The organism is Streptomyces sp. NPDC104381 (assembly GCF_055583745.1).
Map to the genome: position 1 here is coordinate 691637 of NZ_JBVJNK010000004.1, position 8959 is coordinate 700595.

The 8959-nt window shown below is 70.5% G+C and carries 7 protein-coding genes, 1 tRNA gene and 1 pseudogene; 5 read left to right on the plus strand and 4 right to left on the minus strand.

What is annotated here, in order from left to right; all coding sequences use genetic code 11:
* The 4 genes and pseudogenes from ACZ607_RS16880 to ACZ607_RS16895 all read right to left on the minus strand — a co-directional run.
* Positions 1-143: pseudogene (locus tag ACZ607_RS16880) on the minus strand (ATP-binding protein); the annotation flags it as partial.
* The gene (locus ACZ607_RS16885) at positions 124-531 is read right to left on the minus strand and encodes a DUF742 domain-containing protein (protein WP_003966010.1); all 408 of its coding nucleotides are present in this window, start codon (positions 529-531) and stop codon (positions 124-126) included. The pseudogene ACZ607_RS16880 and the gene ACZ607_RS16885, both read right to left, overlap by 20 nt.
* 134 nt (positions 532-665) lie before the next feature.
* Positions 666-1079, minus strand: a complete 414-nt coding sequence (locus tag ACZ607_RS16890; RefSeq protein WP_006127850.1) for a roadblock/LC7 domain-containing protein — start codon at positions 1077-1079, stop codon at positions 666-668.
* A gap of 9 nt (positions 1080-1088) precedes the next feature.
* Complete coding sequence (locus ACZ607_RS16895; RefSeq protein WP_469735442.1) at positions 1089-4832, minus strand: sensor histidine kinase; 3744 nt, start codon at positions 4830-4832, stop codon at positions 1089-1091.
* 608 nt (positions 4833-5440) lie between these two features.
* On the opposite strand from ACZ607_RS16895, the gene ACZ607_RS16900 reads away from it, so the two are divergent.
* The 5 genes from ACZ607_RS16900 (at position 5441) to ACZ607_RS16920 (ending at position 8933) form a co-directional block, all read left to right on the plus strand.
* Positions 5441-5632 (plus strand): hypothetical protein, encoded by a 192-nt coding sequence (locus ACZ607_RS16900; protein WP_469735443.1) that lies wholly within the window; start codon positions 5441-5443, stop codon positions 5630-5632.
* A gap of 95 nt (positions 5633-5727) precedes the next feature.
* Positions 5728-6504 carry a fumarylacetoacetate hydrolase family protein gene (locus ACZ607_RS16905; RefSeq protein ID WP_099177631.1) on the plus strand — a complete coding sequence of 259 codons (777 nt, stop codon included), beginning with the start codon at positions 5728-5730 and terminating at the stop codon, positions 6502-6504.
* Positions 6497-7969, plus strand: coding sequence for a glutamate--tRNA ligase (gene gltX, locus ACZ607_RS16910; RefSeq protein ID WP_469735444.1), 1473 nt, complete (start codon positions 6497-6499; stop codon positions 7967-7969). The genes ACZ607_RS16905 and gltX overlap by 8 nt, the downstream gene beginning before the upstream one ends.
* Positions 7970-8056: 87 nt before the next feature.
* Complete coding sequence (locus tag ACZ607_RS16915; RefSeq protein WP_469735445.1) at positions 8057-8776, plus strand: HAD family hydrolase; 720 nt, start codon at positions 8057-8059, stop codon at positions 8774-8776.
* A gap of 85 nt (positions 8777-8861) precedes the next feature.
* A tRNA-Gln gene (locus ACZ607_RS16920) sits at positions 8862-8933 on the plus strand.
* The last annotated feature ends 26 nt before the right edge of the window (positions 8934-8959 follow it).

The window sequence follows — 8959 nt, forward strand, 5'->3', positions numbered from 1 at the left end:
ATCACGGCTTCGGTGCGCAGCGGATTGATCTCCGAGACGGCACCGACAAACGTGGTCTTACCCACGCCGAAGCCCCCTGCCACCACGATCTTCGCGGACGTGGTGGCGCGGGCCGTACCGCCACTAGAGCTTGCGAAGTCCACTGAGCACCCTTTCGAGCAGTGTCACATCCGGCGCGCCGCCGGCCTCTCCGTTGCCCGGCTGGTGGATGGCCACCATGCCGGCTTCCGCCAGGTCCGCCACGAGGATCCGTGCCACGCCGAGCGGCATGGACAGCAGGGCCGAGACCTCGGCCACCGACTTGACCTCGCGGCACAGGTGGCAGATCCGCTGGTGCTCGGGAAGCAGCGTCCCGAGGTGGGCGGGGTCCGCAGTCGTGCTGACCAGTGCCTCTATCGCGAGCTGGTAGCGCGGCCGGGTCCGGCCGCCGGTCATGGCGTACGGACGTACCAGCGGCTGGTCGCCTTCACCGTCGTACGACGCGTGGTGCAGAGCGCCGTACGGATCAGGTGAGGCGGGTGGCGGGGTCATAAATCCTCCGGGCGTGACAGCAGGGTGTCGGCTTGCCGTCTGAAGGTGGCCGGTGAGGGGCTGTGTCGGCCGGACGGGTGAGGGTTTTGAGTAGTACCTGGGGGGATCGCGTCGAGTGTCTGCCGCATGGCCGTCTAGTGGAGCAGACTTCCTTGTAGCTCGGCGCGGAGGTCAGGGGTGAGGACGGTCCCCGCGCGGTCGACGAGGAGTGCCATCTCGTACCCCACCAGACCGATGTCCGCGTCCGGGTGGGCGAGTACGGCGAGTGAGGAACCGTCGGAGATGGACATGAGGAAGAGGAATCCTCTCTCCATCTCCACGACCGTCTGGCTCACGGCGCCGCCTTCGAAGATCCGCGAAGCCCCCGCCGTCAGCGACGTCAGCCCGGAGGCGACGGCCGCCAGCTGATCGGCGCGGTCGCGCGGGAAACCTTCGGACATCGCCAGCAGCAGGCCATCCGCGGAGACCACCACCGTGTGGGACACCCCTGGGGTGTTGTCCACGAAGTTGGTGATCAGCCAGTTCAGATTCTGCGCGGCCTGACTCATGGGGCTCAACTAACGCTCCTGCTGGTGAGTGGGGCCGAGTTGGAAACTGCCGGTAGACGAGCCTGTGTTGGCCTGTCGTCCCTGCTGGATGCCCCGGCGGAGATTGGTCAGACGGCCGCGTACGTCATCGGGCGCACGCGAAACCTGAGGTCCGGACTGATGATTCTGCTGCTGAGCAGTGCCCGGCACCAAATTGGCACGTGGGACACGGCGGGGCAGCCCGGAAGTCGTGATCCCGCCCGCGGCGGGCTTCTTGACCCGCTCCGCCTGCCGGACGAGCTCGTCGTTGGGCGAAGCGCGCCAGGAACTGGTGGCGCCGGTGTCGGCCGCGCCACGCCGGGGCATGGGCGGGGGCTGGTTGCCGGCGGGCCGGGGGGCGACCGGTGCCTGCGGCTCCGCGGCGGGCGGCTGCTGGCCACCCTGCTGCGGTCCGTGGAACCAGTTCGTCTCCAGCGTGTCGTACAGCGGCGTACGCCCGTCACCGGGACCGGCCGGCGGCAGCACCTCGGGCTGCTGCGGCAGGGCCGGACGCTGCGGCGGCTCACCCGCGGAGGGGGCCGGCGGACGCGGCGCGCCGAAGTCGGCGTTGTCGCGGTGCTGCGGTGCCTGCGGACGTCCCGGCGCCTGGGCGCCGAAGCCCTGGTCCTGCTGCGGACGGCCGAAGCCCTGGTCCTGCGGCATCGGGGCGTTGAAGTCCGGGCGGGCGAACTGCGCGGTGCTCGCCGGGTCCGGCGCCTGCGGGGCGTGAGGCGCCTGGGGCGCCTGCGGCGCCGAGAAGTCCGGACGGGCGAACTCCTCGGTGGCGCCCGGTCCCTGACGGTCGTTCATCGGGGGGCGCTGGTTCTGCGGGTCGAACTGCTGGTTCGGGGCCGAGGTGCCGGGCCGGGCGAACCGGCCGGTGTCGTGCTCCTCGTGACCACGCGGGGAGTCCGGCTGCGTACGCCGCGGAGCACCCTGCTCGCCGACACCCCAGCTGGTGCTCTGCGGGCGCTGGGGCTGCGGGTTGCCGCCGGGCAGCTCGGCCCGCGGTCCGCCGGACGGCGGCAGCTGGCGGCCGGGGCCACCGGGGTGCTGCGGGCCGCCCTGGCCGCCCTGGTTTCCCTGGCCGAGCTGGGCCTGCTGCGGAGCCTGCCGCGCGGGCGGGCCGCTCTGGCCGGAGTGGCCGAAGAGGTTGGGCCGGCCCGAGTCCGCGCCGCCCGAGGAGTCCTGCGGGGGACGCGCACCGGGACGGGCACCGCCGGCGAAGGCACCGGCGAGGCCGCCGCCCTGACGCGGACCCTCCGGACGTCCCTGGCCGGGCAGACCGGGGCCCTGCTGACCGGGGCCCTGGCCGAGACCCTGCTGGCCGAGACCCTGCTGAGGCTGACGCGGTCCGCCGTCGCGCGAGGGCAGCGCGGCCCGGGGGGACGAACCCGCGCCGACCTGGCCGCGCGGGGCGGTCGATCCCAGTCCCTTGGCGGGAGGCTGGCCGGCGGGGCCGCCGAGTCCGGGACGCTGCCCGCCCGCGCCCGCGGCGGGAGCGCCGCCGGCGAGAAGGCCGCCCGGGGCACCGCCCTGCGGGCCCTTGCCCTGCTGGCCGGGCTTCGACGGCTGCTTGCCGCCGTGCGCGACCTCCATGGGCAGCATGACCAGTGCGGTCGTACCACCGGAGTCGGAGGGACGCAGCTGGATGCGGATGCCGTGTCGCAGGGACAGCCGGCCGACCACGAACAGACCCATGCGGCGGGAGACCGAGACGTCCACGGTGGGCGGCGAGGCGAGCCGCTCGTTGATCGCGGCCAGGTCCTCGGGGGAGAGGCCGATGCCGGTGTCGTGGATCTCGACGAGCACACGGCCGTCGGGCAGCGCGTGACCGGTGACCCGGACCTTCGTCTGCGGCGAGGAGAACGACGTGGCGTTCTCCAGCAGCTCGGCGAGGAGGTGCACGAGGTCGTTGACGACGCGTCCGGCGACCTCGGTGGCGGGCACCGCGGCCAGTTCGATGCGCTCGTACTGCTCCACCTCGGAGGCGGCGGCACGGAGGACGTCGACCAGCGGCACGGGGCGGGTCCACCGGCGGCCCGGCTCCTCGCCCGCGAGGACGAGGAGGTTCTCGCCGTTCCGGCGCATACGGGTCGCGAGGTGGTCGAGCTTGAAGAGCGAGGAGAGCTGGTCCGGGTCGGCCTCGCGGGACTCCAGTTCGGAGATGAGCGAGAGCTGACGCTGGATGAGGCCCTGCGAGCGGCGCGAGAGGTTGGTGAACATCGCGTTGACGTTGCCCCGCAGCAGCGCCTGCTCGGCGGCCAGCCGGACCGCCTCGCGGTGCACGTCGTCGAAGGCCGCGGCCACCTGGCCGATCTCGTCCCGGGAGTGCACACCGACGGACTCGACGGAGGTGTCGACGTCCTGCGGGTCCGTCTCGGAGAGCTGGCGGACGAGCTCGGGCAGCCGGTCCTGGGCGACCCGGGTCGCGGTGTCTTGCAGCTGCCGCAGCGAGCGGATCATGGACCGGGCGACGACGAAGGCGCCGACCAGCGAGACCCCGAGGACGATCAGGATGATCGCACCGTTGAGGATCGCGTCGCGCTGCGACTCCTCCTTGAGCTCGCGGGCCTTGCTCTCCATCTCACCGAGGAGCGTCTCCTCGATGGTCCTCATGGCGTTGATCTTGTTGGAGCTCTGGTCGACCCAGTCCATGTACGTGCGGGTCTTGGTGCCGGCGCCCTCCATGCCCAGCGGGCTGTCGAGCACCTTCTTCGCGTACACGTCGGCCGCGGTGATCTCGGGATTCCCGTTGTCCAGCGGCGCCAGCAGCTCGGCGGAGCTCTTGCCCATGGACTCGTAGGTCGTCTCGAACGTCTTGAGGGTCGCGTCGCCCTTGTGCTGCGCGTTGCGCCCGAACGCCTGGTCGTTGTCGTTCAGGTGCGTCTCTTTGCTGTCACCGCCGGGCAGCGCCGCGGCGATGATCGCGCGCTCGATGGAGGCGTACTCCTTCGAGGAGGAGAAGGCGGCGAGCGCACGCGTCCGCTTGATCATCTCCGGGTTGCTGGTGGCCTGCGCCATGTCCTGCGACAGGCTGAGCAGCGAGGTGATCAGCTGGCTGTACTGGTCGATCGTGTTGAGACTCGGGCTGTTGCCGGCGTACGCGTCCTTGCGGATGCTCGTGATGTTGCCCAGCTGCGTGCCGATCTGGCTGACGCTCGAGTGGATGCTGTCCAGTGCCGCGTCGCCCGGGGCGTTGCCGATCTCGTCGGTGGCCTCGAAGAAGGCCGCCTTGGCGCGGTCGGTGCGCTCACGGGGCTGGATGACCTTGTAGTCGGTCGCCTTGGCGCCGTTCGACAGCGGCCCGGCCGACCTGTCGCGCTCCTCCTGGAGCGCGACGGCGAGCGCGGTCGCCTTCTTGGTCATCTTGGTCAGCAGCTGCATGTGCTCCAGCTGGTCCATGTCGTTCATGGACTCGTTGATGCGCAGTCCGCCCAGGGTGGTCGCCGCGACCACGGGGAGGGCGAGCAGGGAGACCAGACGCGTGCTGATGCGCCAGTTACGCAGGGCGACGCGTGAGCCGGCGGAGGTGGGGACGGCCGTCTTGGGAGCCGCGGTGGACTCCGCGCTGCCGGAGCTCGTCGAGCCGGAGCGCTGCGCACGGTCGCCGCCGTCACCGGCCGGACCGGGATTCTGGGCGCGCTGGGGCGAGGAACCGCGGTCGTTCCCGCCGCGCGGCTCCTGATCCGCCGGAGTTTCCCCTCGGCCCTGGCGGGGCTGGGGCGACCCCATGCCATCCCTCTTGAAACGTCCCTGCACTAGCGTCGCAACCTCTGGACCAGGCGTCCCTTCGCGCATGGCGCGCCGGGACGGTGTCGGCGTCGTGGGGCGCTGGACGCGCCCCATGGTGGTCGTGAGTGACCGGCGTACTTCCCCCTCCCGCCGCCACTCGGCGCTGCGTTGCGCCCCTGCGCGCTGGGCCTGAAACCCGCGGCGGTGCGTGGAATTCCAGCACAGTGGAGGATCTCCAACAAGGCCCGCGTACCGGGCTGTGACCTTGATGACACCGTGTGATGGCCGGGTAACAAGATGTGGAGCGTGTACACGGTCAAACCGGACGATTAAGGGTGTGCTCCCCGGGGGGAGCAGGTGTCCCAGACGCCATGATCGGGAGCGGAATGGCTGATTCAGCACCGTATTGTCGGGTTTGCATCCCATGGTCAAGTGCCTGGAATGGGCGCTTTGTCATCAACTTCGTGAGCAAACTCACATGATGATCGCCGTCTCATCCCGGCCAAGCCGGGGAATCGGATGTTTAGCCTGGCGCTTTACAGGGATAGCGAATCCGACAACCGGCGCACCTCCGAGTGGCGCCCCAGCGGCAAGGACCCGTACGGCAGATGAAGACGACGATGATGTTCCGCAACATTGCCAACCCCCGGCGCACGACGCTGGCGCACCTCGCGGACGCCGAGGCGCTGCGGACGCCGGAGCAGCGGGAGCACGCCGTCGACCTGCCCACCCAGACGGCCAACCCGCGCCGCACCATCCTCATGACGGCCCCGGCGGCCGCCACTGCTGCGGCTGAGTGATCCCGCGCCGCAGGGCCCCTCACCCGCGTCCGGCGAGGCGATAGCCTGGAGCGTCAGTCTTCAGCCAGCCAGCAAGTGAGGGGCGACAGCATCCCGTGCGCATCGCCAGGTTCTCCATCGACGGCAATGTCGCCTTCGGCGCGGTCGAGGGCGACAGCCCCGACAGCCTCGTCCTCGACATCATCAAGGGCATCCCGTACGCCGACTTCGAGCTCTCCGGGACCAAGGTCCCGCTGAAGAAGGTCCGGCTGCTGCCGCCCGTGCTCCCCAACAAGGTCGTGGCCATCGGCCGCAACTACGCGGAACACGCCGCCGAGATGGGCAACGAGGTCCCGGATGTGCCCGTCGCCTTCTTCAAGCCCACCACCTCGGTGATCGGCTCCGGCGACTCCATCGAGTACCCCTCCTTCTCGGAGGAGCTGCACCACGAGGCCGAGCTGGCCGTGGTGATCGGCCGCATGTGCCGCGAGGTCCCGCGTGAGCGCGTCAAGGACGTCATCTTCGGCTACACCTGCGCCAACGACGTCACCGCGCGTGACGTCCAGCGGCGCGAGAGCCAGTGGGCCCGCGCCAAGGGCTTCGACACCTCCTGCCCGCTGGGCCCCTGGGTGGAGACCGACGTCGACCCCGGGAACCTGGCCATCCAGGCCACGGTCAACGGCGAACAACGCCAGCTCGGCCGGACGAGCGACATGATCCGCTCCGTCGAGGACCTGGTCGTCCACATCACGGAAGCCATGACGCTGCTCCCGGGCGACGTGATCCTCACCGGGACCCCCGCAGGGGTCGGCCCCCTGCACGTCGGCGACGAGGTCGCCGTCACCATCGAAGGCATCGGCACTCTCACCAACAAGGTGATCAAGCGTGGCTAACGCACCTGTCCGTGTACGTTTCTGTCCCTCCCCGACCGGCAACCCCCACGTGGGCCTGGTGCGGACGGCTCTCTTCAACTGGGCCTTCGCACGGCACCACCAGGGCACCCTGGTCTTCCGTATCGAGGACACCGACGCGGCCCGCGACTCCGAGGAGTCCTACGAGCAGCTGCTCGACTCGATGCGCTGGCTCGGCCTGGACTGGGACGAGGGCCCCGAGATCGGCGGCCCGCACGCGCCGTACCGCCAGTCGCAGCGGATGGACCTCTACAAGGACGTCGCGGCCAAGCTCCTGGACGCCGGTCACGCGTACCCCTGCTACTGCACCACCGAGGAGCTCGACGCCCGCCGTGACGCCGCCCGCGCGGCCGGCAAGCCGTCGGGCTACGACGGGCACTGCCGCGACCTGAGCGACGAGCAGAAGGCGGCGTACGAGGCCGAGGGCCGCACCTCGATCGTCCGCTTCCGGATGCCCGACGAGGCGATCACCTTCACCGACCTGGTCCGCGGCGACATCACCGTCCAGCCGGAGAACGTCCCGGACTACGGCATCGTCCGGGCCAACGGCGCGCCGCTCTACACCCTCGTCAACCCGGTCGACGACGCCCTGATGGAGATCACCCACGTCCTGCGCGGCGAGGACCTGCTCTCCTCCACCCCGCGGCAGATCGCCCTCTACCGGGCGCTCACCGAGCTGGGCATCGCCAAGGACACGCCGGCCTTCGGGCACCTCCCGTACGTCATGGGGGAGGGCAACAAGAAGCTCTCCAAGCGCGACCCGCAGGCCTCGCTGAACCTCTACCGCGAGCGCGGCTTCCTGCCCGAGGGGCTGCTCAACTACCTCTCGCTGCTCGGCTGGTCCATCGCCGAGGACCGCGACATCTTCGGACGTGACGAGCTGGTGGCGGCGTTCGACATCGCCGACGTCAACGCCAACCCGGCGCGCTTCGACCTGAAGAAGGCCGAGCACATCAACGCCGAGCACCTGCGCATGCTCGACGTGAAGACCTTCACCGAGGCCTGCGGCCCCTGGCTGAAGGCCCCCTTCGCCCCCTGGGCGCCCGAGGCCTTCGACGCGGAGAAGTTCGCCGAGATCGCCCCGCACGCCCAGACCCGTGTGACGGTTCTCTCGGACATCACGGCCAACGTGGACTTCCTCTTCCTGGACGAGCCCGTCGAGGACGAGGCGTCCTGGGCGAAGGCCATGAAGGAGGGCTCCGACGCCCTTCTGGTCACCGCCCGCGCCGAACTGCTCGCCGCCGAGTGGAACGCCGAGGCCCTCAAGGCCGCCGTCCTGACCGCCGGTGAGAAGCACGGCCTGAAGCTCGGCAAGGCACAGGCCCCGGTCCGTGTCGCCGTCACCGGCCGCACGGTCGGTCTGCCGCTCTTCGAGTCCCTGGAGATCCTGGGCCGCGAGAAGACGATCGCCCGGATCGACGCGGCGCTGGCGAAGCTCGCCGCGTAACGCCCGGTTCGCACACGACGGGGTGGCCGCCCGGCAGGGGCGGTCACCCCGTCGTCATGCGGGGGCCGCCCCGGTAATCTGGCCGGCATGCCGATCCGAGCGGTTCTCTGGGACATCGACGACACGATCTTCGACTACTCGGCCGCCGACCGCACCGGGATGCGCAAGCATCTGGAGCACGAGGGCTTCCCCGAGGGCTACGACTCCCTGGAGCGCGCCCTCGACGCCTGGAAGGCCATCACCGACGCGCAGTGGGCGCGTTTCGCCGCCGGGGAGCTCGACTTCCCGGGCCAGCGCCGGGAGCGCGTACGCGCGTTCCTCGGGCGGCTGCTGAGCGACGCGGAGGCCGACGAGTGGTTCGGCCGTCACGTCGTCCACTACGAGGCCGCCTGGGCGCTCTTCCCGGACACCGTGCCGGTCCTGGACCGGCTGGCGGGAAGCTTCCGGCACGCCGTCCTCTCCAATTCCAGCATCCACAACCAGGACCGCAAGCTGCGCGCCCTCGGGGTGCGGGACCGCTTCGAGGCCGTGGTGTGCGCCGTCGAGCTGGGTGTCTCCAAACCCGAAGCGGGGGCGTTCCACGCCGCCTGTGAGGTGCTGGAGCTGGCCCCGCACGAGGTGGCGTACGTCGGGAACGAGCCCGACATCGACGCGGGCGGCGCGGTGGCCGCCGGGCTGACCGGGATCTGGCTGGACCGGGAAGGCCGGGGCGGACGCCCCGAGCTCGTACGGATCACCGGCCTGGACGAGCTTCCCGGCCTGCTGGCGGGCGATACCCGTTTTGGAGCGCCGGACACCTTCAGGTAATGTTCTTCCTGCGCCGCCCGAGCGGGCCGAAAGATCCGGCCGGGAAGCGCAGACAGAGACAAAGCCCCCAGGGGTTGCGTTTCAGTGGGCTATGGTGTAATTGGCAACACTACGGTTTCTGGTACCGTCATTCTAGGTTCGAGTCCTGGTAGCCCAGCGCAAGACCGAAGTAACAAGCCCCCG